The organism is Paracoccus sp. 22332 (assembly GCF_052045125.1).
Taxonomy (GTDB): domain Bacteria; phylum Pseudomonadota; class Alphaproteobacteria; order Rhodobacterales; family Rhodobacteraceae; genus Paracoccus; species Paracoccus haematequi_A.
Genome location: NZ_JBQEOI010000026.1, coordinates 1 through 23,590, shown reverse-complemented (window position 1 = coordinate 23,590; position 23,590 = coordinate 1). Strand labels below are relative to the sequence as shown.

At 67.4% G+C, this 23,590-nt stretch carries 25 protein-coding genes, 1 pseudogene and 1 riboswitch; of the genes and pseudogenes, 7 read left to right on the top strand and 19 right to left on the bottom strand.

Translation table 11 applies throughout. The features are described 5' to 3' along the window. Positions 1–90: 90 nt before the first annotated feature. Entirely contained in the window at positions 91–1,470 is a 1,380-nt protein-coding gene (tpa, locus tag ACTJI6_RS17975; RefSeq protein ID WP_440802630.1) for a hypotaurine--pyruvate aminotransferase Tpa, read from the top strand. Positions 1,471–1,474: 4 nt separating this feature from the next. On the opposite strand, the gene ACTJI6_RS17970 is transcribed toward tpa, so the two are convergent. The 9 genes from ACTJI6_RS17970 to ACTJI6_RS17930 form a co-directional block, all read right to left on the bottom strand. Beyond that, positions 1,475–2,425: a 2-hydroxyacid dehydrogenase gene (locus ACTJI6_RS17970; RefSeq protein WP_440802627.1), complete on the bottom strand. Its 951-nt coding sequence runs from the start codon at positions 2,423–2,425 to the stop codon at positions 1,475–1,477. After that, positions 2,409–2,774 carry a cupin domain-containing protein gene (locus tag ACTJI6_RS17965; RefSeq protein WP_440802625.1) on the bottom strand — a complete coding sequence of 122 codons (366 nt, stop codon included), beginning with the start codon at positions 2,772–2,774 and terminating at the stop codon, positions 2,409–2,411. Before ACTJI6_RS17965 ends, ACTJI6_RS17970 begins: the two co-directional genes overlap by 17 nt. 94 nt (positions 2,775–2,868) lie before the next feature. Next, positions 2,869–4,578: a GMC family oxidoreductase gene (locus ACTJI6_RS17960; RefSeq protein WP_440802622.1), complete on the bottom strand. Its 1,710-nt coding sequence runs from the start codon at positions 4,576–4,578 to the stop codon at positions 2,869–2,871. Next, positions 4,575–5,360, bottom strand: coding sequence for an ABC transporter permease (locus ACTJI6_RS17955; RefSeq protein ID WP_440802620.1), 786 nt, complete (start codon positions 5,358–5,360; stop codon positions 4,575–4,577). Before ACTJI6_RS17955 ends, ACTJI6_RS17960 begins: the two co-directional genes overlap by 4 nt. A 3-nt stretch (positions 5,361–5,363) precedes the next feature. Then, complete coding sequence (locus tag ACTJI6_RS17950; protein WP_440802619.1) at positions 5,364–6,224, bottom strand: ABC transporter permease; 861 nt, start codon at positions 6,222–6,224, stop codon at positions 5,364–5,366. Positions 6,225–6,285: 61 nt separating this feature from the next. After that, positions 6,286–7,332 (bottom strand): ABC transporter substrate-binding protein, encoded by a 1,047-nt coding sequence (locus ACTJI6_RS17945; RefSeq protein WP_440802616.1) that lies wholly within the window; start codon positions 7,330–7,332, stop codon positions 6,286–6,288. 30 nt (positions 7,333–7,362) lie between these two features. Then, positions 7,363–8,664: an NAD(P)/FAD-dependent oxidoreductase gene (locus ACTJI6_RS17940; protein ID WP_440802614.1), complete on the bottom strand. Its 1,302-nt coding sequence runs from the start codon at positions 8,662–8,664 to the stop codon at positions 7,363–7,365. Further along, complete coding sequence (locus ACTJI6_RS17935; protein WP_440802612.1) at positions 8,664–9,395, bottom strand: HAD-IA family hydrolase; 732 nt, start codon at positions 9,393–9,395, stop codon at positions 8,664–8,666. The genes ACTJI6_RS17940 and ACTJI6_RS17935 overlap by 1 nt, the downstream gene beginning before the upstream one ends. Before the next feature lie 35 nt (positions 9,396–9,430). Further along, positions 9,431–10,522, bottom strand: a complete 1,092-nt coding sequence (locus ACTJI6_RS17930; protein WP_440802610.1) for an ABC transporter ATP-binding protein — start codon at positions 10,520–10,522, stop codon at positions 9,431–9,433. A gap of 229 nt (positions 10,523–10,751) precedes the next feature. Here ACTJI6_RS17930 and ACTJI6_RS17925 point away from each other — a divergent pair, with 229 nt between their 5' ends. Continuing rightward, positions 10,752–11,651 (top strand): LysR family transcriptional regulator, encoded by a 900-nt coding sequence (locus ACTJI6_RS17925; protein WP_440802609.1) that lies wholly within the window; start codon positions 10,752–10,754, stop codon positions 11,649–11,651. Between the two features lie 57 nt (positions 11,652–11,708). On the opposite strand, the gene ACTJI6_RS17920 is transcribed toward ACTJI6_RS17925, so the two are convergent. Genes ACTJI6_RS17920 through thiD form a run of 9 tightly spaced genes read right to left on the bottom strand, consistent with a single transcriptional unit; the run spans position 11,709 to position 18,267 of the window. Continuing rightward, positions 11,709–12,446 (bottom strand): ABC transporter permease, encoded by a 738-nt coding sequence (locus ACTJI6_RS17920; protein ID WP_440802606.1) that lies wholly within the window; start codon positions 12,444–12,446, stop codon positions 11,709–11,711. Next, positions 12,443–13,105, bottom strand: coding sequence for a TenA family protein (locus tag ACTJI6_RS17915; protein WP_126154424.1), 663 nt, complete (start codon positions 13,103–13,105; stop codon positions 12,443–12,445). The genes ACTJI6_RS17920 and ACTJI6_RS17915 overlap by 4 nt, the downstream gene beginning before the upstream one ends. Further along, a complete protein-coding gene (locus ACTJI6_RS17910; protein ID WP_440802603.1) occupies positions 13,102–14,031 on the bottom strand; it encodes an ABC transporter substrate-binding protein in 930 nt (309 codons plus the stop codon). The genes ACTJI6_RS17915 and ACTJI6_RS17910 overlap by 4 nt, the downstream gene beginning before the upstream one ends. Further along, positions 14,028–14,972: a HesA/MoeB/ThiF family protein gene (locus ACTJI6_RS17905; protein WP_440802602.1), complete on the bottom strand. Its 945-nt coding sequence runs from the start codon at positions 14,970–14,972 to the stop codon at positions 14,028–14,030. The genes ACTJI6_RS17910 and ACTJI6_RS17905 overlap by 4 nt, the downstream gene beginning before the upstream one ends. Continuing rightward, positions 14,969–15,565 carry a thiamine phosphate synthase gene (locus ACTJI6_RS17900; RefSeq protein WP_440802601.1) on the bottom strand — a complete coding sequence of 199 codons (597 nt, stop codon included), beginning with the start codon at positions 15,563–15,565 and terminating at the stop codon, positions 14,969–14,971. Before ACTJI6_RS17900 ends, ACTJI6_RS17905 begins: the two co-directional genes overlap by 4 nt. After that, positions 15,562–16,323 (bottom strand): thiazole synthase, encoded by a 762-nt coding sequence (locus ACTJI6_RS17895; protein WP_440802599.1) that lies wholly within the window; start codon positions 16,321–16,323, stop codon positions 15,562–15,564. Before ACTJI6_RS17895 ends, ACTJI6_RS17900 begins: the two co-directional genes overlap by 4 nt. 3 nt (positions 16,324–16,326) lie before the next feature. Continuing rightward, positions 16,327–16,521, bottom strand: coding sequence for a sulfur carrier protein ThiS (thiS, locus tag ACTJI6_RS17890; protein ID WP_126154429.1), 195 nt, complete (start codon positions 16,519–16,521; stop codon positions 16,327–16,329). Further along, complete coding sequence (locus ACTJI6_RS17885; RefSeq protein WP_440802597.1) at positions 16,505–17,452, bottom strand: FAD-dependent oxidoreductase; 948 nt, start codon at positions 17,450–17,452, stop codon at positions 16,505–16,507. Before ACTJI6_RS17885 ends, thiS begins: the two co-directional genes overlap by 17 nt. Continuing rightward, positions 17,449–18,267, bottom strand: a complete 819-nt coding sequence (gene thiD, locus ACTJI6_RS17880) for a bifunctional hydroxymethylpyrimidine kinase/phosphomethylpyrimidine kinase (RefSeq protein WP_440802595.1) — start codon at positions 18,265–18,267, stop codon at positions 17,449–17,451. The genes ACTJI6_RS17885 and thiD overlap by 4 nt, the downstream gene beginning before the upstream one ends. A 68-nt stretch (positions 18,268–18,335) precedes the next feature. After that, positions 18,336–18,442: riboswitch (TPP riboswitch) on the bottom strand. A 366-nt stretch (positions 18,443–18,808) separates the two neighbouring features. Here thiD and ACTJI6_RS17875 point away from each other — a divergent pair. From ACTJI6_RS17875 to ACTJI6_RS17855, 5 genes are read left to right on the top strand one after another with little or no spacing between them, the layout of a single operon-like run. Further along, positions 18,809–19,375: a carboxymuconolactone decarboxylase family protein gene (locus ACTJI6_RS17875; protein WP_440802593.1), complete on the top strand. Its 567-nt coding sequence runs from the start codon at positions 18,809–18,811 to the stop codon at positions 19,373–19,375. Next, positions 19,372–20,445, top strand: a complete 1,074-nt coding sequence (locus tag ACTJI6_RS17870) for an acyl-CoA dehydrogenase family protein (protein ID WP_440802591.1) — start codon at positions 19,372–19,374, stop codon at positions 20,443–20,445. The genes ACTJI6_RS17875 and ACTJI6_RS17870 overlap by 4 nt, the downstream gene beginning before the upstream one ends. Beyond that, entirely contained in the window at positions 20,442–21,221 is a 780-nt protein-coding gene (locus ACTJI6_RS17865; RefSeq protein ID WP_440802589.1) for an ABC transporter ATP-binding protein, read from the top strand. Before ACTJI6_RS17870 ends, ACTJI6_RS17865 begins: the two co-directional genes overlap by 4 nt. A gap of 11 nt (positions 21,222–21,232) precedes the next feature. Next, positions 21,233–22,420, top strand: coding sequence for an ABC transporter substrate-binding protein (locus ACTJI6_RS17860; protein WP_440802587.1), 1,188 nt, complete (start codon positions 21,233–21,235; stop codon positions 22,418–22,420). Further along, positions 22,417–23,172, top strand: a complete 756-nt coding sequence (locus ACTJI6_RS17855; RefSeq protein ID WP_440802586.1) for an ABC transporter permease — start codon at positions 22,417–22,419, stop codon at positions 23,170–23,172. The genes ACTJI6_RS17860 and ACTJI6_RS17855 overlap by 4 nt, the downstream gene beginning before the upstream one ends. Before the next feature lie 34 nt (positions 23,173–23,206). On the opposite strand, the pseudogene ACTJI6_RS17850 reads toward ACTJI6_RS17855, so the two are convergent. Continuing rightward, positions 23,207–23,590, bottom strand: a pseudogene (locus ACTJI6_RS17850) (hypothetical protein); the annotation flags it as partial.

Genomic DNA, 23,590 nt, shown 5'->3' with positions numbered 1-23,590 from the left:
ATGGGCGCTACAGCCTGGCGACAATCCGGCACATGCCGCCACAGTTCCGTCGTTCAGGTCTGCCTGCGCGACCCTTCAGGAGCCTTCCCGATGTCCCTTGACCTGAACCAGAACGACCTTTCCCACGTTGTTGCCGCCGACCGTGCGCATGTCTGGCACCACCTGAGCCAGCACAAGCCCTATGAGACGGCCGATCCTCGGGTGTTCGTCGAGGGCAAGGGGATGCGGCTGTGGGACACGACCGGGCGGGAATACCTGGACGGGGTGTCGGGCGGCGTGTGGACCGTCAACGTCGGCTACGGTCGCACCTCCATCGCCGATGCGATCCGCGACCAGTTGGTGAAGCTGAACTACTACGCGGGCGCGGCGGGCAATGTCCCGGCGGCGCTGTTCGCCGAGAAGCTCATCCAGAAGATGCCGGGGATGGCCCGCGTCTATTACTCGAACTCGGGGTCCGAGGCCAATGAGAAGGCCTACAAGATGGTCCGCCAGATCGCCGCGCGCCAGCATGGCGGGCGCAAGTGGAAGATCCTCTATCGCGACCGCGATTACCACGGCACCACCATCGGCACGCTGGCGACATCCGGCCAGGACCAGCGGGCGGCGCAATACGGACCCTATCCCGACGGCTTCGTGCGGGTGCCGCATTGCCTGGAATACCGCGCGCAATGGGACGTTTCGAACTATGGCGAACGCGCGGCGGATGCCATCGAGGAGGCGATCCTGCGCGAAGGCCCCGACACCGTGGGCGCCATCGTGCTGGAGCCGATCACCGCGGGCGGCGGCGTGATCGTGCCGCCCGAGGGCTATTGGCCCCGCGTTCAGGAGATCTGCCGCAAGTACGGCGTTCTTCTTATCATCGACGAGGTGGTCTGCGGCCTGGGCCGCACCGGCACCTGGTTCGGATACCAGCATTACGGGGTCCAGCCCGACATCGTGACCATGGCCAAGGGGGTGGCCTCGGGCTATGCGGCGATCAGCTGCACGGTCACGACCGAGGCCGTGTTCGAGATGTTCAAGGACGACGCGTCCGATCCGCTGGGCTATTTCCGCGACATCTCGACCTTCGGCGGCTGCACGGCGGGTCCGGTGGCGGCGCTGGAGAACATGCGCATCATCGAGGACGAGGGCCTGCTGGAAAACACCGCGGCCATGGGCGACCGCGTGCTGGAAAACCTGCGCGCGCTGCAAGAGAAGCATCCGGCGATCGGCGATGTGCGTGGCAAGGGGCTGTTCTGCGGCGCGGAACTGGTGGCCGACCGGGCCACGAAGGAGCCTCTGGACGAGAAGCGCGTCCAGGCGGTGGTGGCCGAGTGCCTGGCCCAGGGCGTGATCATCGGCGCCACCAACCGCAGCTTGCCGGGGCTGAACAACACGCTGTGCCTGTCCCCCGCCCTGATCGCCACCCAGGATGACATCGACCGCATCACCGACGCCATCGACAAGGCTCTGGCAAAGGTGACGGGGTAGGGCCTCAGTAACCGCGACGGGGATCGACCATGCCGTCCAGGGGCTTTCCGGTCAGAAAGCGCCGCAAGTTCGCAACCGTCGCCATGGCCGAGGTTTCGGCTCGGGTATGGCCTGCGACATGGGGGGTGATGGTGATGCCGGGATGATGCCAGAGCGGATCGCCGGGTGGCAGCGGCTCTGGATCGGTCACATCCAGGAACGCCGCCGAAAGCTGCCCTGCATCCAAGGCCCGCAGCAGAGCCGCCTGATCCAGATGGCCGCCCCGTCCGACCTGCACCAGACAGGCCGCAGGCGGAAGGGCGGCGAACAGGTCGTCGTTCAGGATGCCGCACGTGTCTGGGGTAAGGGGCAGCAAGCAGACAAGAATGTCGGTCCGCGACAGGAAGGGGTGCAGCCCATCCGGCCCGTGATGGCACTCCACCCCCTCGATGTCCTTGGCCGAGCGGCTCCAGCCCGCAAGCTGGAAGCCGAAGGGATGCAGGGCGGCCAGCGAGGCCCGGCCCAGCTCGCCCAGGCCCATGATGCCGACGCGCCGCTGGTCGGGCCAGAGGATCTGCCGCGCCTGCCAGACCTCTTGCGCTTGCTGTCGGCGGTAGCCGTGCAGATCGCGATGCAAGGCAAGCACCGCCATCACCACATAGTCGCGAACCATCGCGGTGTTGCCAGGCTCGATCATGCGGACAAGGCGCGCCCCGGCTGGCAGCCTGCGGCTCAGAAGCTGGTCGATGCCTGCCCCTGTCGAGAAGATCAGATCAAGATGAGGCCAGCGCGCTGCGATATTGTCCGGGAATTCCCACGCCATCAGATAACGGACCTGCGCGGGATCCACGGCGCCGGGATCGGTCGCCAGCCGGATGCCTGGCAGGTGTTCGGCAAAGGCACGGGCGAAGGCCCTGGCCCGATCCGGGGTGGACAGCAGCAGGAAGACGGGCGCGGCGCTATCCGACGATGACATAGATCTTGCGCACGGTTTCGAGGGTATTCCACACGCCCCTGAAGCCTGGCTTCATGATGAAGCTGTCGCCGCCCCGGAAGGTCACGGGGGCCTGGCCATCCTCGGTCAGTTCGATCCTGCCCGACAGGATATGGCAGAACTCGAAGCTGTCGCCCTTGATCGATACCGTCTCGCCCGGGGTGGCTTCCCATATGCCGGTTCGGACAGGACCGTCGGTTGCCCCTTCGCGCGATCGATCCAAGGCCCAGGTCAGATAGGACGGATCGCCCGCGATCAGGCGGCCGGGCAACGCCTTGCTGCTTTCGGGCGGCGATGCAGGATCGTGGTCGATCTTTTTCAGACAGGTCATCATGTTTCCTTCGCAGGCCCATGCGCCATTGGGCAAGGGCAGTCTTGTGGGGGGCGATGGCCTGTCCATGACGGCCGCGCTCTCCCCTGGTGATTCAGCATCGTTCAGACGGCATGTCCCCTGATCCTTCGGCCTGCCGCAGGGCGGATGGGATCATCGCCGCAATGCGTTCAGCGACCATGATTGTCGGCAGGTTGGTATTGGCGCAAGGGATGGACGGCATGACCGAAGCATCGGCGATACTTAACCCGGTCACGCCGCGAACCGCACCATCCGGTCCCGTGACCGCCCAGGGATCGCCGCCCGCGCCCATTCGGCAGGTGCCCGAGGCGTGCCACGTCCCGCCGACATTGGCCCGGACGAAGGCTTCCAGCGCGGCATCGTCCGCCAGCAGCGCGCGCAGCGTCACGCCTTGCGTGACCAGCCCGTGGATCAGCGCCGCGCGCAGCGGACCCGCCGCATCCAGAGCCGCCGACAAGGTGCCGCGCTGGATCGCGTTCCAGCGTCCGGGCGCCGCCACGCGCGCCACGCGGGGCGTATAGCTGGTCGGAAAGACAGGCCCGCAATCCGAAAGGCGCGGGTCGGTCAGCGCCGCCGCGCCCATGCGCAGCGCCTGCTTGAGTCGGTCCAGATCGCGGCGATCTGACAGCATGGCGAAATCGATCCGGGGCGCGTCGTTCGGGTGGGTCAGTGTGACACGCCCGCGCGAATAGGACTTGTTGACCCAGAAGAAGATCGAACCGATCCGTCGGCCGACCGAATGCCAGCCCGACCGCGACAGGATCGATCCGTGCATGTCCCCCGCAGGGGTTCCCGGCAGACCCGAGGACCACCGCCACACCCCCTGTTCATGATGCTCGTCTTCGTCGCGCACCCGCAGGGCGGGGGGCAAATAGGCACCGATGGCGATCGAGGGATGTTCCATCAGGTTCGCGCCGACGCCTGGAAGATCATGGATCGGTGCGATTCCGGCGGCGCGCAGGGCGTCGGCCGGCCCGATGCCCGACCGAAGCAGCATGGCGGGGCTGTGGATCGCGCCCATCGACAGGACCGTGCGCGCCGCCGCGATGCGCTGGACCGCACCGGACGGGCCCGCGATGTCCGCCCCGGTCACGCGCCGCCCGTCAAGGATCAGGCGCATCGCCTGATGGCCTGTCAGGATGCGAAGGTTCGGCCGTGCGCGGACGGCAGCCGTCAGCCAGGTCAGCGAAGTGGGCTGCCTTGTCCCCGCATCCGATTGACCGACCGCACTGGGAAAGGTGCCGTCCAGCCATTCGCCGTTCTGGTCGGCGCGGACCGGATGGCCTTGCCCGGCCAGCACCTCTCTTACCCGTGCGACGAAGGGCGACAGGGCGGCGGCGTCCGGCCGCCGGATCTTCAGCGGACCGTCCTTGCCATGCAGGGGACCGTCGAAATCGCGGTCTGTCTCGATCCGGCGGAACCAGGGCAGCACATCGTCCCAAGCCCAGCCCGCCGCCCCAAGCGCCGCCCATTCGTCGTAATCCGCAGGCGACCCCCGGTTCGACAGCAGCGCGTTGATCGCAGAGCCGCCGCCCAGGATGCGCGCCTGTTCATAACGGCGCGGGGGGCCTTCGCCGTATCGCGCCTGCAATCCCTGCCAGATGTTGCGCCCGTCCAGATAGGCGCGGCCCGGATAGCGCGAGGTGATCTCGGGCGGGACATCGGGCAACAGGTCGCGACCTGCCTCGACCAGGGTAACGGTCAGGCCGGGCTGCTCGGAAAGCCGCGCGGCCATGACGCAGCCTGCGGATCCTCCGCCAAGGATCAGGATGTCGGTCTTCATTTGCGCGTCCGTGCGTTGGCGGCGACCAGCAGGACCAGGATGAAAGACACGCCGGTAAGCAAGGTCGAGATGGCGGCGATGGTCGGGTCGATCTCGTCCCGCAGGGCGGTGAACATGCGCTTGGTCAGGGTCTGGTTCTCGCCGCCCGAGATGAACAGCGCCACGATCGTCTCATCCAGCGCCGAGATGAAGGCGAACAACGTGCCGGTGATCACCGACGGCCGGATCTGCGGCAGAACGACCGTAAAGAACGCGCGCCAGCGGTTCATGCCAAGGCTGCGGGCAACCATCTCTTGTGTGGGGTCGAACTTTCGCAGGCCGACAAGGACCGAAGTGATGACATAGGGCATGCCCAGCATCACGTTCGCCAGCACAAGTCCGGTCATCGTGGCGATCAGTCCGACCTTGGCATAGACCAGAAAGACGCCGACGGCCGTTATCACCACCGGCACGACCAAGGGCAGCAGCAGCACGACCTGCAGGCTGCGGACAAGCTTTGACTGGGACATGTTCAGGGCATAGGCGGCAGCGGTGCCGATCACCGTCGCGATCAACGACGCGGCCACGGCCACGATCAGGCTGGTGCGCGCGGCGGCCATCCATTCCGGGCTGCCCAGGTAGGCCTGATACCAGCGCAGCGACCAGCCCGGCGGCGGAAATGCCAGGAACCGGGCGCTGGAAAACGACATCGGAATGACGATCAGCACCGGGATGATCAGCCACAGAAGGGCGATCAGCACGAAGGCGCGAACGAGAAGGGGCGATCCGGTCTGGTTCTGCATGGCTTACTTCGTCCCCATGATGCGCTCGAACGGGATCAGCATGCTGGCCAGCCGGAAGATCGCGAAGACGACCAGCAGCAGCACGACCGAGATGGACGAGGCCGCGCCCCATTCGTTGTAAAGCTCGATGTTGCGGGACACGAGCATCGAGACCAGGAAGGTTCGCCCGCCCCCCAGCAGTTCGGGCGTGATATAGAAGCCCAGGGTCAGCACGAAGACCAGCACCGATCCGGCAATCACGCCGGGCAACGACAGGGGCAGGTAGATGCTGCGGAACACCAGCCAGCCGTTGCCGCCCAGGCTGGCGCCGGCGGTCTCCAACTCGGCGGGGATCTTCTTCATGGCGGCGTAAAGGGGCAGGACCATGAACGGCAGCAGGATGTGCAATGTCGCCATCGTGGTGCCGAATTCGTTGTTGACCAGCAGCAGCGGCCGGTCGATCAGCCCCAGGTCTTGCAGCGCGCTGTTCACGATGCCGCGCCGTTGCAGCAGGATCAGCCAGGCATAGGCCCGCACCAGCACGCTGGTCCAGAAGGGCACCAGGACCATCCCCAGGATGATCGGGGGCCAGATGCCTTCGGATTTTGCCGCGACATAGGCGATTGGATAGCCGATCAACAGCGCGGCCAGAGTGACCACGAAGGCGATGCGGAAGGTCTGGATGAACGACGACAGATAGACGCTGTCCGTCAGGAAGCGCTGATAATGCATCAGCGAGAAGCCGTCCGGTCCCTGGAAGGACTGCCAGCCCATCCAGATCAGCGGCGCGATCAGCAGCATGCCGACGACGGCCAGCGCCGGCGTCAGCAGCGCAAGGATCAGGCGGCGTTCGCGGCGCTCCTCGGGGGTCAGTGTGTGGGTCATGGGTCCGTCGGCGGCTGGAACGGGGCGTCGGGGCCGCACCATCGCACGGCCCCCTGCGGCATCACTGCTGGACAAAGGAAGCCCAGCGTTCCTGCGCGGCCTCGCCCTCGGGCGAGCTCCACCACGCGGCCGAGTTCAGAACCTGAAGCGGCGCGTTCTGGGGCGAGTTCGGCAACTCTGCCGCGCGCTCGGGGCTGATCTTGCCGGTGTCATAGGCGGCCGGGTTGCCCGGCCCATAGTCGATGTATTCGGGGAAATTCGCCTGGATCTCGGGCGACATGGCGGCTTCGATGAACTTCATCGCGTCGGCAAGGTTCGGCGCGCCCTTCAGAACGCAAAGCGAGGTATATTGAAGGATCCCCTGGTTGTAGGTGAAATCGACCGGGGCGCCTTCGTCCATCACGGCGCTGACGCGTCCGTTCCAGGCCATGGTCATATCCACCTCGCCATCCGCCAGAAGCTGGGCCGACTGCGCGCCCGATGTCCACCAGACGGTGATGTGGGGCTTGATCTCCTCAAGCTTGGCGAAGGCGCGGTCCACGTCCAGCGGATACATGTCGGCGGGCGCGACCCCATCGGCCATCAGCGCGGCTTCCAGCGTGGCAAGCGGATGGTTGCGCAACGCACGGGTGCCGGGGAATTTCTCGACATCCCAGAAATCGGCCCAGGACTGCGGCGCCTCGCCGTCGCCGAAGGCTTCGGTGCTGTAGGCCAGGACGCTGGAATAGAACTCATAGGCGACCGAGAATTCGTCGCGCAGCTCCGCAGGCATGGCGGCCACGGACGGCATCACGGACAGGTCCAGCGGCTCGATCATGCCCTGCTCGCCGCCGCGGATGCAGTCTTTGGTGGGCGTGTCGATCACGTCCCAGATGGATTTTCCGGTCTCGATCTGGGTGCGGAGTTGCGGCCATGCGTCCGGCGAGCTGTCCTGCCGGACGGCGATGCCGGTCAGTTCGCTGGCCGGTTCCAGGATCGCCTTGGTCTGGGCCTCCTGATAGGCGCCCCCTTGCGAAACGAAGGTGATTTCCTGCGCCATGGCCGCCGTCCCAAGGAACAGGGTCATGGTGCAAAGCGCGGTTGTCGAGAACATGGTCTTCATCGTCATACCTTCCTGTCTGTTCGTTGTTGTTGTCGTTCACTTGCCGATCGCGTCGAGGAACTGGTACCAGCCGGCGACCAGCCGGACGCCCACCTCTCGCGCGGGGTAGAAGGGGACCGGGTTCAGCGGCAGCGCCCCGATCAGCCCGGCATCCGTGGGTTGGCCCGTGGCCAGGGCCGCGACATGGCGGCCCATATAGCTGGCCAGTGCGACCCCGGTGCCGTTGTAGCCCATCGCATAGACCATCCGGTCGTCCAGGCGACCCATATGGGGCAGGCTGTCCATCGTCATCGCGACAAGACCCGACCAGCGGTGCGTGACCTGAATCCCGTCCAGTTGCGGGAACTGCTTTCGCATGGCCTGCTCCAGCGCCGCGAAGGCCGACGCGCTGTCGGTCTTGCCGAAGGCGCCCCGCCCGCCATACAGCAGCCGGTCGCCGGACTTGCGGAACCAGCGCATCATGCGCCGGGTCTCGGTATAGCTGCGCCCCTGGGACAGCAATCCCTCGCCCGGTGTGCCGGTCAGCGGCTGGGTGGCGATCATGGCGGACCGGAACGGCACCACCCGGCGGCGGACCGGATCGGTCGCGGGCGTCAGGTCGGAATACCCGTTTGTCGCCAGCACCGCCTGACCTGCGCTGACCTGCCCCTGCGGCGTCAGCAGGCGCAGGCCGTCCCTGGTGCGCTCGATCGCGGTGACAGGGCTTTCGTCATGGATCCGCACCCCGTCACGGCGCAGGCCCGCCGTCAGACCTCGAACGAATTTCAGCGGATGGATGACGCCGCCATGTTCGTTCAGAAGCCCGCCCAGGAAATCGCCCGACCCGGTTTCGGCCCGCATTCCGTCGGCGTCCAGCATGGACACCGCATGATCGCCCAGGCTGTCCCGCAGCCAGGCGCATTCCGCCCGCAAGGTGTCCAGCGTCGCCAGGCTGTGGGCGCAACGCAGCGACCCGCTTTCGCGCCAGTCAGCCTCAATGCCGTAATGGGACAGCAGCGCGGCGATATTGGCGATGGCCTCGTTGCCGATGTCGTGCATCCGCCGGGCGGTGCCGATGTCCCACCGGCGGGCCATCTCGGCAAAGCCCAGCCGAAACTTTCCCGAAACGACCCCGCCGTTGCGCCCGGATGCCCCCCAGCCGATGCGGTTGGCCTCCAGCACGATGACGTCCACGCCTTGGGCGGCAAGCGCGCGGGCCGTGGACAGCCCTGTATATCCCCCGCCGACAATGGCGATATCGGCTTGCGTATCGCCCCGCAGGGGTTGCGCGTCGGGCGCGGGCCCGGCCGTGTCTCGCCACAACGATTGCGTCTGCGGCAGCGGGGGAAGCGCGTTCATCAGGCGGCGGCCTTTCCGACGTGCTGTGCTGCCAGTTCCGCGTCCACGGCGTCGGCCAGTTCCTTCAACGTCGTGAAGTGGTAATCCGGCGTGGTCACGACCTTGGGGACGGGCGAGGCACCGAAGCCTTCCTGTCCCGCGCGACGCTGGATCCAGCAGGTCGTGTAGCCAAGTTCACGCGCGATGCCGATGTCATGGTGCTGGCTTTGCGCGACATGCAGGATTTCCGACTGCTTGAAGCCGAAGGCCGACTGGCGCCCCTTGTTGTAGGCGAAGAATTCCGGCGCGGGCTTGGCATAGCCGGTTTCGTCGCAGGTCACGGCGTCGTGGAAGGGGCGGCCCAGCGTATGTTCATAGGCCGTGAAGGCCGTGCGGTCGGCATTCGTCATGGCGACAAGACGAAAGTTCTTGCGCAGACGGGCCAGCGCCTCGACCGAATCCGCGAAGGCGGGCCAGCGCAGGACCGAAAGCTGGAAGGCGTTGGCTGTCGCCTCGGAACTGTCGTAGCCGGTTTCCTGGGCGATGGAGAGATACACATCGCGGAAGGCAAAGGACGACCGGCCATAGAACTTGTCGCGACCGCGCAGATAGGGCTCGAAGATCTCGTAATCGCTGGCGGCGGCGGCCTTGGGTCCGCCCAGTTCGCGGATCGCGTTGAGCACGCCGGTTTCGAAGTCGATCAACGTGCCGACGACGTCAAAGGTCAGCACCTTGAAATCGGTGAGTTTCATATCATTGGTCCTGTCAGTTGCAGTGAAACTATTTGTCAGGCCGCTTGCGGCACGACGATGGTGTCGTCGGGATGCAGCGCCAGCGTCACCGCCTGGCCGCGTTCCGGCATGATCTGCCAGCCCGAATGGTTCGAGGGCAGGCGCAGGCTGACCGCGTGGCCGCCATCCAGCGTGACGAAGATGCGCACGCTTTCGCCTTGATAGACGGTGGAACTGACCGTGCCGGGTAGCAGGTTCGCCTCGGGCGCGGTAGAGGGTCCGGCCAGCGTCAGCTTTTCGGAATGCACAGTCAGGAACAGATCCTTGCCCGCCGGGATGGCATGGGCGGATCGCAGCGCCTTGCCGGACAGGGTCAGTATCCCTGCATCCTGCCGTGCGACCGGCAGCAGCATCGCCTCGCCGATAAAGCTGGCGACAAATGCGTTTGCAGGGCGATCGTGCAACGTGCGGGGGCTGTCGACCTGGACCAGCTTGCCGTCCTTCATCACCGCGATCCTGTCCGACATGGTCAGCGCCTCGCGTTGGTCATGGGTGACATAGATGATGGTCGCGCCCAGCTTGGCGTGCAGATCCTTCAGTTCAAGCTGCATCGTTTCGCGAAGCTGCTTGTCCAGCGCCGAAAGCGGTTCGTCCATCAGGATCAGGCGCGGCTCGAAGATCATGGCGCGCGCCAGCGCGACCCGCTGGCGCTGACCGCCCGACAAGGCCGCGATGGATCGGTCCGCATAGCCCGAAAGTTCGACCATGGCGAGCGCGGCTTCCAGCCTGGCGGGCCAGTCGGCCTTTGGCATGTGCCGGGCACGCAGCGGGAAGGTGATGTTCTGCCCGACGGTCATGTGCGGAAACAGCGCATAGTTCTGGAACACGATGCCGATGTCGCGCTTGTGCGGCGGCATGTGGGTGATGTCGGTCGCGCCAAGGTGGATGCTGCCCGAGGTGGGTTGCACGAACCCGCCCAGCAGCCCCAGAAGCGTGGTCTTGCCCGACCCGGACGGACCCAGGATCGACAGGAACTCGCCGGGCGCCACGTCGAGGCTGACATCGTTCAGCGCGTTGAAGGTGCCGTATCGCTTGACGGCATTGCGGATCGTCACGCCGACCTGGTGCGGATGCGAAGAGGCGTCCATGAGGCTCCTTGTTCCACGCGCACGACCGGCCACCCTCTGTTGGAATGTAAAAGCATCCCATCGTAAAGCGACGATGATCGTTGACCGCGTTCTTCCTGTCTGGGTTGTCGGGGCTGTATTCGCCCCGTTTCAGACAGCCTGCAAAAAAACCCGCTTGGCGGCAATTGAAAAAAAATCGTCACTGGTATTACATCATGTAATGAACAGTCCACGACGCCACCTGCCGTCCATGAACGCGCTGTTTGCTTTCGAAGCGGCGGGCAGGCTGAGGAATTTCTCTCGTGCGGCCGAGGAGTTGAATGTGACGCCTGCCGCCGTCAGCCGCATGATGCAGCGGCTGGAGGTGCATATCGGATCGACGCTGTTCCGGCGCAGCGGCAATGGCGTCACGCTGACCGAAGACGGCCAGAGGCTGTTCGAATCGACCAGCCGGGCCATGAATCTGATCGACGACACCTTGACCGAAATCGAGGCGCGCAGCCGCGACGCGGACGTGGTGACGATATCGGTTTCGACGGCCTTCACGACCCATTGGCTGATGCCGCACATGCCGCAGTTCAAGGCGGCCTTCCCCTCGGTCGACCTGCGATTCCAGTTGATCACCGGACCGCTTACCGGGCCGGTGAACGATGTCGATCTGGGAATGCGATTCGTTTCCGGGCCTGTCGCGGGCCATCGCGTCTTTCCCATCATGCCCGAGGTTCTGCTGCCGGTCCGGGCGCGCAGCTATCCCGTCGCCGATGCGCCGCACGAGGGCACGATCATCCGCCTCTCGGCGGGCCAGCCGCCCGGTGTGGGTGATCCCCTGGATGCGGAAAGGGCGACGACGCTGATGTTCAGCGACTATGCGATCGTGGTCCAGGCGGCGCTTCTGGGGCAGGGGGTCTGCTGGGGCTGGCTGAACGTCATCAGCCATTGGCTGCGCGAAGGACAGCTGGTCGCCGAAAGGCAGTCGCCCTGCCACGTTACCGATCGTGAATGCTGCATCATTCAGCGCAATCGCCATACCGAGCGGGCCGTGGTCGATGCGGTGCGCGAATGGCTTATTGCGCAGATGCAGGACGATTATCGGGCCATCCTTGCACGCTATCCCGACCTGGGCATTCCGGCCCTGTCCGCGTCCGGCTGATCAGAGCGGCCGGAACATCCTGGCTGGAAACGCTTCGATGATGTCAGGTTGTCTTGGTCATCGGGCGTCTTCCGATCCGGCCGTATGCCGTTCCAGCCGCAGGGCCAGGTGTGACACGGCGGCCTTGAACAGGACGGCAATCAGGATCGTGGTGGCAAGGGCCGCGAACATCTGATCGATCTTCATGCGGCCGCTGGCCTGGATCATCACCGCGCCAAGGCCTCGCGACCCGCCGACCCATTCGCCGACGATGGCCGCCGCCGGGGCATAGACGGCGGCGATCCGCAGCCCGCTTGCCAGGTCCGGCAAGGCGGCGGGAATGCGCACGATCCGCAGAGATTCCAGCGGCGTCGCGCCCATGCTCTCGGCCAGTTCGCGAAAGACCTTGGGGGTGCGTGCCAGCCCGTCGCCAAAGGCCGAGGCGACGGGAAAGAACACCATCAGCGCGACAATCGCGATCTTGGGCGCGATGCCATAGCCCAGCCACAGCGTCAGCAGGGGCGCGAAGGCGAAGATCGGGACCGTCTGGCTGAAGGTCATCACGGGCGTCAGCGTCCGGCGAAGGCCGGGCAGCAGCCCCGTCAGCAGCGCCAGCAGGATCCCCAGCCCCGCGCCGATGACAAAGCCCGCCGCGATCTCGGACAGGGTGGTCAGGGCGGCGCGGGCCAGCAGACCGGGGGCGTCCAGCATAGCGCGGCCCACGGCCAGGGGTCCGGGCAGCAGGAAGCGCGGGATCTGGAAGGCCCAGACAGCCAGCTGCCAGGCCAGCAGGACGCCCATGACGCAGCGGATCACCCCGCCACCGTCCAGAACTGCGCCTCCAGCCGGGTCGCGGTGGAGAAGTGGCCTTGCAACTGGACCCAGCGGGGCAGCGAGGGGGCGTCCAGCCCCAGGCGGCACTGCACCGCGCCGTCGATCAGGGCGGCGGTGTCATGGCACAGCGCCTGATAGCCGGCGCCGCCATAGGTGGCAATCCAGTCCGCGTAGTCGGGTGCATGGGGTTCGGCCAGAAGCCGCGCGCCGATCTCTCCATAGCCCAGGACGCAGGGGGCCAGGGCGGCGAGAAGGTCCAGAAAATCGCCGCTATAGCCCGCCTCGAGCACATAGCGCGTATAGGCCAGGTTCTGCGGCGCCTCGACGGCGGAAGCCAGGGCATCCTCGGTGATCCCGGCCCGGCCGCACAGCGCGACATGCAGCCGCGTCTCGGTTTCCAGCAGGGCGTGAACGGTGGCGGAACAGGCGCGCATCTCGGCCAGGGAGCCGGCCTTGGTGACCGCCAGCGACCAGGCGCGGGCGAAATGGATCAGGAACAGGTAATCCTGCGCCAGATAGGTCAGGAAGGCCCCGCGCGGCAGGCTGCCATCGGCCAGGGCCGCGACGAAGGGCGCGCGGACATAGGCGTCCCAATCCGGCGCGCCCGCCCGCCAGCGGGAAAAGCACAGGCCATAGCTCATGCGCCCGGATCCCTCGCCAGCGCACTGACGGGCAGCACCCCGTCGATCAGGCCTGCGTCGCGCAGGAAGGCCTCGAACCGGGCATAGCGGCCGTGATCGACCGCGCCGGGGCTTTGGGAAAAACGCGGCAGGGTGGCGGCCCAGGCCTGGCGGTTCAATTCGTCGTCCAGATCGGGATGGGCGTCGCGGAAAACCCGCCAGGCCTGGTCGGGATGGTTCAGGATGTAATGCGCGCCCCGTTCCATCGCGGCCACGAAGCGGGCGGTCGCGTCCGGGTCCATGGTTTCGGGATTGGCCAGCAAGATCAGCTCGTCATAGGCGGGGATGCCCTGTTCCTCGACGAACAGGCAGCGGCCCTCGGCGCCTTCCAGCCGCATCTGGGTCATCTCGAAATTGCGGAAGCCGCCCAGGGTGGCGTCCACCTGGCCGGTCATCAGCGCGGGCGACAGCGACCAGCCGACATTGACCAGTTCCACGTCGTCCAGCGTCAGGCCGGCACGGTCCAGCATCGCACCCATCAGCGCCGTTTCCATCCCCGGCACGGAATAGCCGACCTTGCGGTCCTTCAGATCCGCGACCGACTGCACCGGCCCGTCGGCAATCACCGTCAGGCAGTTCAGCGGCGTGGCGACAAGGGTGGCGATACGGGTCAGGGGCAGCCCCTCGTGGACCTGAAGATGCAGTTGCGGCTGGTATCCGACCGCCAGGTCCACCTGGCCCGAGGCCAGCATCCGCGGCGGATCCGAGGGATCGGCGGGCGCGGTGATGTCCACGGTCAGCCCGGCTTCGGCGAAGAAGCCCAGTTCCTTCGCGACGATGATCGGCGCGTGGTCGGGATTCACGAACCAGTCGAGCATCAGCGACAGATCCTGGGCGGCGGCCGGGCTGGCGGCCAGCAGGGCGAGGGGCAGGGCGAGGGATCTCATGCGGGGTCTCCAAGGGCGATCAGGGCAATGTCGCCCGGCCAATGCTGGCGCAGGCGGTCGGCAGCGGCCCAGGCGCGCAGGCCGGACCGGCAGGCGAAGACGACGCGCTGGCCCTGGGCCGGGCGCAGCGTGTCCGGCTGGCGCAGGGCCTGGGGCACGAAGGGCAGCAGGGCCTCATCCGGGCCGCGCAGGTCGATCGCCAGATCGTCGGGGCGGATCTGGCTGGCGGCGATGAAGCGGTGGCCGGTCTTGGGTTCGGGCGCATCGTCGAAGCGGAAACTGGCCGGGCGCAGACCGTCGAAGCAGATCACTTGGCCCAGGGGCGAGGGATCAAGCCCCAGCAGAACCGCCATCGCCATCTGCGCCTGAAGCGCGCCGATCAGGCCCGCCATCGGCCCCATCACGCCCGCCGTCGCGCAACTGCCCGCCTGCAAGGGCAGGTCGGGAAACACCGCCCGGACCGAGGGCGCGCCGCCGCAGAAGCCGCCGGCGAAACCCTCGATCCGCAACACGGATGCGGCGATCAGCGGGCGTCCGGCCGCAAGGCAGGCGTCCGACAGCGCATAGGTTGCGGCAAAGCTGTCGGCGCAGTCCAGAACCAGGTCGGCCTGCGCCGCCAGATCGGGCGCGTTGGCCGGATCCAGCCGCGCGACCACCGGAACGACGGTGGTGTCCGGGTTCAGCACGGCCATTTCCAGGGCCGCGGCCTGCGCCTTGGGTTCGCCGACATGGCGGCCATAGATCGGCTGGCGGTGCAGGTTCGAGGTTTCGACCCGGTCGGGGTCGACCAGGGTGATGCGGCCCACACCCGCGCCGGTCAGATAATGCAGCACCGGGATCCCCAGGGCGCCGGCGCCGACCACCAGCACATGCGCGGCGGACAGCCGGGCTTGGCCCGCGTCGCCGATCTGGGGCAGGACGGCCTGTCGGGCATACCTCATGGGGCGGTCTCCAGCCATTTGCGGATCCGCGCCGAAGGATCGGGGTTCAGGGTGATGTCGGTCACGGCGGCCACCAGATCCGCACCCGCCGCGAAGGCCAGCCTCGCCCGGTCCGGCGTCAGCCCGCCGATGGCGCAAAGGGGGATGCCGCCGATCCGCGCCTTCCATTCGGTCAGCTTTTCGACGCCCTGCTGGTGCCATTTCATCTGTTTCAGGATCGTCGGCCAGACCGGGCCGAGCGCCACGTAATCGGGCTTGCAGGCCAGGGCGCGATCCAGTTCCGCCTTGTCATGGGTCGAGACGCCCAGCCGCAGCCCCGCCGCGCGGATGGCGGGCAGGTCGGCCCCGTCCAGATCATCTTGCCCCAGATGCAGGAAATCGCAGCCCAGTTCGATCGCCAGGCGCCAGTGATCGTTGACGACCAGGATCGCGCCCCGCCGGCGGCACAGATCGCGGGCGCGGGCGATCTCGATCCGCAGGGCGTCGTCAGGGCGGTCCTTGATGCGCAACTGCACCAGCCGCACGCCCAAGGGCAGGGCGCGGGCGATCCAGTCCGCGCTGTCGAAGATCGGATAGAAACGCGGCAGGCTCACAGGAAGGCCCGCCCGATCACCGGGGTCGAGGGGATGGCCATGTCCGTCCGCTCCATCGGATCGGCCAACCAGGCAGCGCGCCCGGCGCGGATGGCGTCCGCCATGGCGGCAGCCATCGCCGCGGGATCGCCCGCGCGGGCCACCGCGCTGTTCAGCAGGATCGCGTCATAGCCCATCTCCATCGCCGCCGCGGCGTGGCTGGGCAGGCCGATCCCGGCATCGACGACCAGCGGCACATCGGGAAAGGCCGCGCGCAATGCCCGCAGCCCGTGCGGATTGTTCAGCCCCAGCCCAGATCCGATGGGCGCGCCCCAGGGCATCAGCACCTGACAGCCCGCCGCCAGCAGCCGGTCGCAGACCGTCAGATCCTCGGTGCAATAGGGGAATACCTTGAAACCGTCCGAGGCCAGGATCCGCGCGGCCTCGACCAGTTCGAAGACATCGGGTTGCAGCGTGTCGGCATGGCCGATCACCTCCAGCTTGATCCAGTCGGTGGCAAACACCTCTCGGGCCATCTGCGCGGTGGTGACGGCCTCGCGTGTGCTGTGGCAGCCGGCGGTATTGGGCAGCAAACGCACGCCCAACGATCGGATCAGCGCCCAGAAATCCTGCCCGCCCCCGGCCTCGCGCCGCAGGGACACGGTGGCGATGCCCGCGCCCGACCGCGCGAAGGCATCGGCCAGGATCCGGGGCGAGGGATAGCCTGCCGTGCCCAGCATCAGCGGGCTGTCGATTTCGGTGCCATAGAAGACCGGCATCGCTCAGCCCCCCTGCATCGGCGCCAGGGCCTCGATGGCATCGCCGTCGCGCAGGGGCGTCGTCTCGCGCAGGGCGGCAGGCACGAAACTGCCGTTCAGCGCGGTGGCGATGCGGCCGGTCAGGTCCGCCTCGGCCAGGGCGCCCGCCAGGGTGGTTGCCGCGACATCGCGCGGGGTGCCGTTAATCGTGATCCGCATCCATGAACTCCGGTCTGGTCTGGTGTTGAAGGTGGTCGGCCACCATGCGGGCGACCGCCGGGGCCAGCAGGAAGCCGTGGCGGTAAAGGCCGTTGGCGTGGATGACGCCCCCTACGCGGCGGATGCGGGGCAGGTTGTCGGGAAAGGCCGGGCGCGCGTCCGCGCCCAGTTCCAGCACCTCGGCCTCGGCAAAGGCGGGGTGCAGGGCGAAGGCCGCCGACAGCAGTTCCAGCACCGCCCGCGTGGTGGGCGGGCCGCGCCGGTCGCTTTCCAGCATCGTCGCACCCAGCATGAACACCCCGTCGCCGCGCGGCACGACATAGAGCGGCATCCGGGGATGCAGCAGCCGGACGGGGCGGGACAGCGCGATCTCGGGGCAGCGGATCACCACCATCTCGCCCCGCACACCGCGCAAATCGCATAGCGCGTCGCGGGCCGACAGGCCCCGGCAGTCGATGACCTGGCCGGTCGCCGCCTGGGTCCGGGCCAGGCGTTCCGACAGGATCGCCAAGGCTTCGCGGGGGGCCAGATGCGCTTCTGAATCGAAGAACAGCGCGCGGTCGAAGCGGGCGCCGAGGTCGGGTTCCAATGCGGCGATGCCTTGGGCGTCCAACATCCGGTGGCCCTGGCTGCGCCGGGCAAAGCGCGCCAGCGCGCCCGTATCGCGCGCCGGGCTGACGACCAGGGTACCGTTCCGCGTGACGGGCACGCCCTGGTCCCGCCACCAGTCGGCGGCACCCAGCCCGTGGCGCACCACCGCCGGTTCGGCGCTTTCGCCCTCGCACCAGGGGGCCAGCATCCCGCCCGCCCACCAGGAACAGGCCTGCGGGCCGGGCGCCTTGTCCAGGATCGCGGCCGGGATGCCGCGCGCGTTCAACTCGGTGGCGATGCAAAGGCCCATCACGCCCCCACCGATGACCGTGACGCTCATGCCGCCGCCTCGGCCCGGCACGGCCAGAGCGCGTGGAAATGATGCACCGGCCCGTTGCCGCCGCCCACCGCCAGGCCGTCGGCGGCCAGGATCGCGCGGTGCAGCCAGTCATGCGCGCGGCCCACCGCTTCGGCGACCGCCAGCCCCTGCGCCAGCCCCGCCGCGATAGCCGAAGACAAGGTGCATCCCGTGCCATGCGTGTTCCGGGTGCCGATCCGGGGCGAGGAAAAGCGCGCCACGCCCTCGGGCCCGGCCAGAAGGTCGGTGCAATCCGCGCCCGCCGCATGGCCGCCCTTCATCAGCACATGGCGCGGACCAAGCGCGCGCAGGCCGGCGGCCTGGGCCACGGCCCCGGCATCGTCGCGGGCCGGATCGGCGCCCAGAAGCCGCGCGGCCTCGGGCAGGTTCGGCGTCAGCACCCGCGCCAAGGGCAGCAGGTCGCGGATCAGGGCGCCGACGGCGTTGTCCGGCATCAGCACGTCGCCCGACTTGGCCACCATCACCGGATCCAGAACGATGGGAATCGGGCAGTCACGCAACGACGCGGCGACCGCCGCGATCCCGGCCGCCGATCCGACCATGCCGATCTTGATGGCATGGACCTGGATGTCGTCCAGCACCGCGTCGATCTGCGCGCGGATCAGATCCGGCGGGACCGGATGGACGGCCGCGACGCCGCGCGTGTTCTGCGCGGTCACCGCCGTGATCGCACTGGCGCCATAGCAGCCAAGCGCCGAGACGGTTTTCAGATCGGCCTGGATCCCCGCGCCTCCGCCGCTGTCGGATCCCGCGATGGTCAAGACGGTCGGTGTCATCGGCCCCTCCTTCGGCATGTCGGGCCGTAAGGGGAGGGCGGCGGCAGACGGGATACGGCAAGGCGCCGGGCGTCCGCCTATCCGTTCCCTCCGCCGGCATGACCCGGATCAGGTTCGATGGGTCGGCGCGCATTGCACCTCTCAGCCCCGCGACGGGACGCCCCAACGGATAGTGTTGCGACACGCTAGCCGTCTCTGCGCCGAACGTCCAGAGGATCCGTGCAGAACAATTTGCAAAAGGGAAGGCGCGTCGAGGAGCGGATCGGCACGACTGGGTCTGGGCGATCTTCTTCTTGCTGGACACGCGGGTGCTGCAATCGAACAATGATGGCGGCGCTTGATCATCTGCTTAGTCGCTTTCGGGTCAGAGAGGCAGGAAAAGGCAGCCTGCTGGAAAATTCTTCTACCTGGCGCTGATGCAGGAGAAACAAACCCCACTGTCGCAAAAGAAAGAAGAAGGCATGGTTCATTGTATGCTGCGGCCGGCTCTCTTATGGTCCGGCGCAAACGCCTGTGGATGCAGGAACAGGAAAGGCTCGCCATGTCTCGTCTCCCGTTGCGCACACTTGAAGATGCCCCCGCCGAAGCACGGCCTCGGCTGGAGGCGGCGCAGAAGAACAACGGTTTTCTTCCGAACCTCGTGCGCCTTCTGGCCAATGCGCCGGTGGCCCTGGAAACCTATCAGACCGTATCGGCCATCAACGGACGTGCCTCGCTGACGCTGGCCGAACGCGAAGCCGTGCAGATCACCGCTGCGGCGACCCATGGCTGCGGCTTTTGCGTGGCGGGCCACAGCGCGATCGCCGACAAAAAGGCGCATCTCGACCAGGCGACGATCAGTGCTTTGCGCGCCCTGGAGGCGGTGGCGGACGCCCGGCTGGGCGCGGTGGCAGCGTTCACCAAGGCCGTCATCGCCTCGCGCGGGAACGTCACGGATGCCGAACTGACCGCCTTCAAAAAGGCCGGGTTTGATGACCAGGCCGCGCTGGAGGTGGTTCTGGGCGTCAGCCTGGCGACGCTGTGCAACTTTGCCAACAATCTCGGCCGGCCCGAGTTGAACCCGGAACTGTCCGCCTATGAATGGCGGCCCCAGGTTTCGGCGCAATGACCTTTGCGCTGCCTGACGATCTGGCTGAATGGCTTGCAGGCTCGGCCGACGGGATCGACCTGGGTCGGATTCCGGCAACCGATCTGCTGCCGCGTCTGGCGCAGGCGGGGTTGGCCCGGATCGGCGTGCCCCCAGCCCTGGGCGGCAGCGGCGGCACCGTCATGGATGCCGTTCGGGCGGTCGCGGCGGTGGCGCAGGAATCGCTGGCTGCGGCCTTCGTCCTGTGGGGCCATCGCTGCTTTGTCGAATTCCTGGCCCGGACCCCGAACCATGTCCTGCGGGACCGCCTGTTGCCCGACCTTCTGGCCGGGCGGGTCGCTGGCGCTTCGGGCCTGTCGAACGTCATGAAATTCCTGGCGGGCCTGGAGCCGTTGCAGATGACCGTTCACCCCGAAGGCGAAGCTCTGGTCGTCGACGGCGCGCTTCCCTGGGTCACCAACCTGCGCGGGCAGGGCTTTGTCGTCGCCGCCGCCGCCGACCCGGCCGATGGCGGGCCCGCGATGATCGTGGCGCTTGCCCATGACGATCCCGGCGTTCACAGAAGCGCGGATCTGGCGCTGATGGGGATGCGGTCCTCGGATACCGCGTCGCTGCGGATCGAGGGCGTTCGGATCGGCCGCGACCGGATCATCGCCGCCAATGCCCCCGAATGGCTGCCGGGCGTGCGCCCCACCTTCATCGCCGTGCAATGCGGGATGGCCATCGGCCTTGCCCGCCGGTCCCTGGCCGAGGCCGGCGGCGCCGGAGGAGCGGGACGGGGCGTTCTGGCAGCCCCCATCGCGGCGCTTGGCGCGCGGCTGGACAAGATCGTCGCGTCGCTGAAGGCGGGCCTGGATTCGGGCGGCTTCGTCGCACGGCCCGCCGCCCTGTTCGAACTGCGCATCGCCCTGTCCGAAATCGTGTTCGAGGCGGTGGCCCTGGAATTGCAGGCGGGCGGCGGACGCTGCTATCTGGACGGTCCCGGCACGGGCTTTGCCCGGCGCTGGCGCGAGGCGGCCTTCGTGCCGATCATCACCCCCAGCACGGTGCAACTGCGCACGATCCTGGACGCCGCGGGCAAGGCCGCATGACCCTTTCCAAGGCTCGTCCCGTGCTGCGCGCCGCAGGCGTGACATTGCGCTATCCCGGTGCCGTCGCGCCGGTTCTGGAAGGCTTCGACCTGGAGCTTGCGCCCGGAGAGATCGTCTCGGTCCTGGGGCCCAGCGGAGTCGGCAAGTCCAGCCTGTTGCGCGTGCTGGCCGGGCTGCAACCGCCCGACGCCGGCCGGATCGAGATGGAGGGCGCCCCCCTGGCGGGCGTCCATCCCCGCCTGGCCATGGCCTTCCAGCAGCCCGGCCTGCTGCCCTGGCTGGATCTGGAACGCAATGTCGCCTTCGGGCTGGATTTCAGGCGCCAGCCGCACCTGCCGCCCGACGAACGCCGGACCCGGATCGACCGCGCCATTGCCGAGGTCGGGCTGGATCATGCGCGCCACCTGCGCCCTGCGGCGCTGTCCGGCGGCATGGCGCAGCGCGCGGCCCTTGCCCGTTGCCTGGCCCGCCAGCCGCAGGTGCTGCTGCTGGACGAACCCTTCGGCGCCCTGGACGAGGTGACGCGGGCCATGATGCAGGATCTGCTGGTCAAGATCGTGGCGGACTACCGAACCGCCGCCGTGCTGGTGACCCATGACATCGACGAGGCGCTGCTGGTGTCGGATCGCGTCATCCTGCTGGGCGGCAGCCCGGCGGGCCGGATCGGCGAATGGCATCTGGATCTGCCGCGTCCGCGCGAAGACGACCTGACCGCGCTTGGCCGCATCCGCATCGACATCGTCGCCACGCTGCGCCGCGCAACAAAACGCCATTGAAGGAGCCCGTCATGCCCACCGAGGATAGCCTGTTTTCCCGCCGCGACATCATGCGCCTTTCGGCGCTGCTGACCGCCTCGGGGGCGCTGCCCTTCCTGAACGCGCGCGCCGCCCGCGCCCAGGATCCCGACGAGCCGGTCAGGATCGGCTATCTGCCGATCACCGATGCCACGCCCCTGCTGGTGGCCCATGGCAAGGGCTTCTTCGAGGCCGAAGGGCTGGCCGTCGAAAAGCCGGTGATGTTCCGCGGCTGGTCCCAGATCGTCGAGGCCTTCCTGGCAGGCCAGGTGAATGTCGTCCATCTGCTGTCTCCGATCACCGTCTGGGCGCGCTATGGCAGCCAGATCCCGGCCAAGGTGGTGGCCTGGAACCACACCTCAGGTTCGGCGCTGACGGCGGCGAACGATATCGGCACGATCGCGGATCTGGGCGGCAAGACCGTGGCGATCCCCTATTGGTATTCGATCCACAATGTCGTGCTCCAACGCCTTCTGCGCGAGAACGGGTTGAAGATCGTCACCACCGGCACGCCTGCCGCCGACGAGGTCGCGCTGTCGCTGATGTCGCCCGCCGACATGGTGCCTGCACTGGCGGCGGGCCAGATCGCCGGATATATCGTGGCCGAACCCTTCAACGCGGCGGCCGAGATCAACGGCATCGGCAAGGTGCTGCGCTTTACCGGCGACGTCTGGAAGGATCACGCCTGCTGCCTGGTCTTCATGCAGGAGCAGGATCTGGCCCAGAGGCCGGAATGGTCGCAGAAGGTCGTCGACGCGATGGTCAAGGCGCAACTGTGGACGCGCGACAACCGGGCCGAGACCGCGCAGCTTCTGTCGTCGGCCAACCCGCAGAAATACACCCCCCACAGCCCCGAGATCCTGGCCCGCGTCCTGACGCCCTCGGATGCCGATACCCAGGGCTATGTCGCCTCGGGCGCGATCCGGCATCCCGACTGGAAGGACAAGCGCATCGACTTCCAGCCCTATCCCTTCCCGTCCTATACCGAAGAACTGGTGCGGATGCTGAAGGATACCGAGGTCGCGGGCGAGCGCGGCTTTCTGAGCGACCTCGACCCGACCTTCGCCGCGACGGATCTGGTCGATGACAGCTTCGTGCGCAAGGCCCTCGAACGGGTCGGCGGGCTGCCCGCTTTCGGCCTGCCCGAGGGCTGGACCCGGTCCGAGGTCGTCCAGGCGTGAGGATCAGGGCGCAGGGCGCGGTGCTGGGGCTCGCGGGGATCGGGCTGCTGCTTCTGGCCTGGTGGATCGCGACCGACGTGATCGCCGGAGACAGTAGCTTTGCGCGGCGCTTTTCGCCCACGCGCACCTTTCCCGCCCTGGCCCGGCTTCTGGCGGGGTCCGACCTGTGGCTGCATATCGGGCAGAGCCTGCGGCGCGTCCTTGTCGGGCTTGCCGCCGCCCTGGCGGTCGGCGTGCCCCTGGGCCTGCTGATCGGCGCGTCGCGCCTGGCAGAAGCTGCGGCCACACCCGCCTTGCAGTTCCTGCGGATGATCTCTCCGCTGTCCTGGATGCCGATCGCGGTAATGGTTTTCGGTGTCGGCGACGCGCCGATCTACTTCCTGCTGGCTTTCGCGGCCGTCTGGCCGATCCTGCTGAACACCGCCGCGGGCGTGCGGCAGTTGGACCCGCAATGGCTGCTGCTGTCGAAAAGCCTTGCCGCCACCCGCTGGGAAACGCTCAGCCGCGTCATCCTGCCGGGCGTGCTGCCCCAGGTGCTGACCGGATTGCGGCTTGCCATCGGCATCACCTGGATCGTCCTGGTCCCGTGCGAGATGCTGGGCGTGCAGGCAGGGCTTGGCTATTTCATCCTCGATACCCGCGACAGGCTGGCCTATGACCAACTGATGGCGGTGGTGCTGATGATCGGTATCCTGGGATACATGCTGGACGCACTGGCACGCACTGCCATCCGCCGCGTGGGGGTGCTGTAGGTCAGCTCAGGCCCCCTTGATCAGGGGGGACGTGCTAGCCCGAATTCGACTTCGGTTGTCGGGAAAATTTCTCGCGTCTGTGGCCGCGTCCGAGGAGGTTGGCCTTGAACACCTCCGCAGGCGTCCGGAAGCCGAGGCATTTGCGCCGCTTGGCGGTCAGGCCGGCACAGAGCTGGCGGAGTTCTTTCGGAGAGAGCAAGTTCGGATCGGTGTCGCGGCATAGCCGTCGTCTGAGAATCAACGCGGTGGCAAGTCCCGTCAGTTCTATATAAGTTCCATAACTCGGATTATTGACGATAAGCAACTTGGGGAGGCACATTCCATTCTGGAATGCATCACTCGATAGTTTCCTGAAGCTATTCAGGAGGATGTGATGAGGCGCCCTTTCACCAACCTGACGCTGGACGAACGCCGCGTG

What these genes read in the sequence shown, in the direction of transcription:
- ACTJI6_RS17925 (WP_440802609.1), top strand. Translation starts at nt 10,752, where the DNA reads ATGAACGCGCTGTTTGCTTTCGAAGCGGCGGGCAGGCTGAGGAATTTC.
- ACTJI6_RS17960 (WP_440802622.1), bottom strand. Translation starts at nt 4,578, where the DNA reads ATGAAGACCGACATCCTGATCCTTGGCGGAGGATCCGCAGGCTGCGTC.
- ACTJI6_RS17865 (WP_440802589.1), top strand. Translation starts at nt 20,442, where the DNA reads ATGACCCTTTCCAAGGCTCGTCCCGTGCTGCGCGCCGCAGGCGTGACA.
- ACTJI6_RS17945 (WP_440802616.1), bottom strand. Translation starts at nt 7,332, where the DNA reads ATGACGATGAAGACCATGTTCTCGACAACCGCGCTTTGCACCATGACC.
- tpa (WP_440802630.1), top strand. Translation starts at nt 91, where the DNA reads ATGTCCCTTGACCTGAACCAGAACGACCTTTCCCACGTTGTTGCCGCC.
- ACTJI6_RS17970 (WP_440802627.1), bottom strand. Translation starts at nt 2,425, where the DNA reads ATGTCATCGTCGGATAGCGCCGCGCCCGTCTTCCTGCTGCTGTCCACC.
- ACTJI6_RS17895 (WP_440802599.1), bottom strand. Translation starts at nt 16,323, where the DNA reads ATGCCGGTCTTCTATGGCACCGAAATCGACAGCCCGCTGATGCTGGGC.
- thiD (WP_440802595.1), bottom strand. Translation starts at nt 18,267, where the DNA reads ATGACACCGACCGTCTTGACCATCGCGGGATCCGACAGCGGCGGAGGC.
- ACTJI6_RS17940 (WP_440802614.1), bottom strand. Translation starts at nt 8,664, where the DNA reads ATGAACGCGCTTCCCCCGCTGCCGCAGACGCAATCGTTGTGGCGAGAC.
- ACTJI6_RS17860 (WP_440802587.1), top strand. Translation starts at nt 21,233, where the DNA reads ATGCCCACCGAGGATAGCCTGTTTTCCCGCCGCGACATCATGCGCCTT.
- ACTJI6_RS17910 (WP_440802603.1), bottom strand. Translation starts at nt 14,031, where the DNA reads ATGAGATCCCTCGCCCTGCCCCTCGCCCTGCTGGCCGCCAGCCCGGCC.
- ACTJI6_RS17870 (WP_440802591.1), top strand. Translation starts at nt 19,372, where the DNA reads ATGACCTTTGCGCTGCCTGACGATCTGGCTGAATGGCTTGCAGGCTCG.
- ACTJI6_RS17915 (WP_126154424.1), bottom strand. Translation starts at nt 13,105, where the DNA reads ATGAGCTATGGCCTGTGCTTTTCCCGCTGGCGGGCGGGCGCGCCGGAT.
- ACTJI6_RS17935 (WP_440802612.1), bottom strand. Translation starts at nt 9,395, where the DNA reads ATGAAACTCACCGATTTCAAGGTGCTGACCTTTGACGTCGTCGGCACG.
- ACTJI6_RS17965 (WP_440802625.1), bottom strand. Translation starts at nt 2,774, where the DNA reads ATGACCTGTCTGAAAAAGATCGACCACGATCCTGCATCGCCGCCCGAA.
- ACTJI6_RS17930 (WP_440802610.1), bottom strand. Translation starts at nt 10,522, where the DNA reads ATGGACGCCTCTTCGCATCCGCACCAGGTCGGCGTGACGATCCGCAAT.
- ACTJI6_RS17955 (WP_440802620.1), bottom strand. Translation starts at nt 5,360, where the DNA reads ATGCAGAACCAGACCGGATCGCCCCTTCTCGTTCGCGCCTTCGTGCTG.
- ACTJI6_RS17885 (WP_440802597.1), bottom strand. Translation starts at nt 17,452, where the DNA reads ATGAGCGTCACGGTCATCGGTGGGGGCGTGATGGGCCTTTGCATCGCC.
- ACTJI6_RS17875 (WP_440802593.1), top strand. Translation starts at nt 18,809, where the DNA reads ATGTCTCGTCTCCCGTTGCGCACACTTGAAGATGCCCCCGCCGAAGCA.
- ACTJI6_RS17950 (WP_440802619.1), bottom strand. Translation starts at nt 6,224, where the DNA reads ATGACCCACACACTGACCCCCGAGGAGCGCCGCGAACGCCGCCTGATC.
- ACTJI6_RS17905 (WP_440802602.1), bottom strand. Translation starts at nt 14,972, where the DNA reads ATGAGGTATGCCCGACAGGCCGTCCTGCCCCAGATCGGCGACGCGGGC.
- thiS (WP_126154429.1), bottom strand. Translation starts at nt 16,521, where the DNA reads ATGCGGATCACGATTAACGGCACCCCGCGCGATGTCGCGGCAACCACC.